This is a genomic window from Microbacterium sp. (assembly GCF_031988965.1).
GTDB lineage: Bacteria > Actinomycetota > Actinomycetes > Actinomycetales > Microbacteriaceae > Microbacterium.
In genome coordinates, this window is sequence record NZ_DALZXX010000273.1 from 1 (window position 1) to 1,676 (window position 1,676).

Here is a 1,676-nt window from a genome sequence, read left to right on the forward strand (position 1 = left end):
GCTGAAAGCGGCCCGCGCAGCGCACGTCGCCGACGGATCGCCACTGGCCGTCCTCAACGCATCGATGCGTCAGGTCTCCCCCGAGAACAAGGCGGCGTTCGGCAAGCTCGTCGGCCAGGGCCGCGGCCAGGTCACGAAGGCACTGGCGGCCAAAGAGGCCGAGCTCGCCGCGGCGGAGGTCGCCGCGCGTCTCGACGCCGAGCGGGTCGACATCACCGCGGTCTCCTCTCGCACACGCGTCGGCGCCCGGCATCCGCTCACCCTGCTCAGTGAGCAGATCTCCGACATCTTCGTCGGCATGGGGTGGGAGATCGCCGAGGGTCCCGAGCTCGAGCACGAGTGGTTCAACTTCGACGCGCTGAACTTCGACGTCGATCACCCCGCTCGCCAGGAGCAGGACACCTTCTACGTCGATCCCGCCTCGCGTCACCTCGTGATGCGCACGCACACGAGCCCCGTGCAGGTGCGCTCGATGCTCGACCGCGACGTGCCGATCTACGTGCTCTGCCCGGGCCGGGTGTACCGCACCGACGAGTTCGACGCGACGCACCTGCCGGTGTTCACGCAGTTCGAGGGACTCGTGATCGACAAGGGCATCTCGATGGCGCACCTCAAGGGCACCCTCGACCACGTCGCCCGACAGCTCTTCGGGCCCGAGGCGAAGACGCGCTTCCGCACGAACTTCTTCCCCTTCACCGAGCCGTCCGCCGAGCTCGACCTGTGGCACCCGACCTTCAAGGGCGGCGCGCGCTGGATCGAGTGGGGCGGCTGCGGAATGGTCAACCCCAATGTCCTGCGCGCCGCGGGCATCGACCCCGACGTCTACAGCGGCTTCGCCTTCGGCATGGGCGTCGAACGGGCGCTCATGTTCCGCAGCGACGTCCAGGACATGAGGGACATGGCCGAGGGCGATGTCCGTTTCAGTGAGCAGTACGGGATGGTGGTGTGATGCGCGTCCCTCTTTCGTGGCTGCGTGAGTACGTCGATCTGGCGGAGGATGCCTCGCCCGACGATGTCTTCGAAGCGATGGTGTCCGTCGGCTTCGAAGAAGAGGACGTCCACGGTTTCGAGATCTCGGGACCCGTGGTCGTCGGTCAGGTCGTCTCGCTCGACCCGGAGCCCCAGTCGAACGGCAAGACGATCAACTGGTGCCAGGTCGATGTCGGCGAGGAGCACGGTGGCGTTCGCGGCATCGTCTGCGGTGCGCACAACTTCGTCGCGGGAGACAAGGTCGTCGTGACCCTGCCCGGCGCCGTGCTGCCCGGTCCCTTCCCGATCGCCGCGCGCAAGACGTACGGCCACGTGTCCGACGGCATGATCGCCTCGGCGCGGGAGCTGGGGCTCGGCGACGAGCACAACGGCATCCTGGTGTTGGCCGACCTCGGTATCGATGCGCCGGTCGGCACCGACGCGATCTCACTGCTCGGGCTCGACGACGTCGCTGTCGAGATCAACGTCACGCCCGACCGCGGATACGCGTTCTCGCTGCGCGGCGTGGCTCGCGAGTACTCGCACGCCACGGGCGCGGCGTTCCGCGACCCGGCCGAGCGGGATTTCGCCGAGCTGCAGCCCGGATCGGGCCACACCGCGATCATCGACGACACCGCGCCGGTGCGCGGCCGGGTGGGGGCCAGCGAGTTCGTGACCCGCGTCGTGCGCGGTGTCGACCCCGCGCG

The 1,676-nt window shown here is 68.7% G+C and carries 1 protein-coding gene and 1 pseudogene; both read left to right on the top strand.

Translation table 11 applies throughout. The features are described 5' to 3' along the window. A partial coding sequence (gene pheS, locus RTM68_RS18655; RefSeq protein ID WP_312173815.1) for a phenylalanine--tRNA ligase subunit alpha occupies window positions 1-949 on the top strand: 949 nt, incomplete at its 5' end. Then, window positions 949-1,676 (top strand): annotated as a pseudogene (locus RTM68_RS18660) (phenylalanine--tRNA ligase subunit beta); the annotation flags it as partial. The gene pheS and the pseudogene RTM68_RS18660, both read left to right, overlap by 1 nt.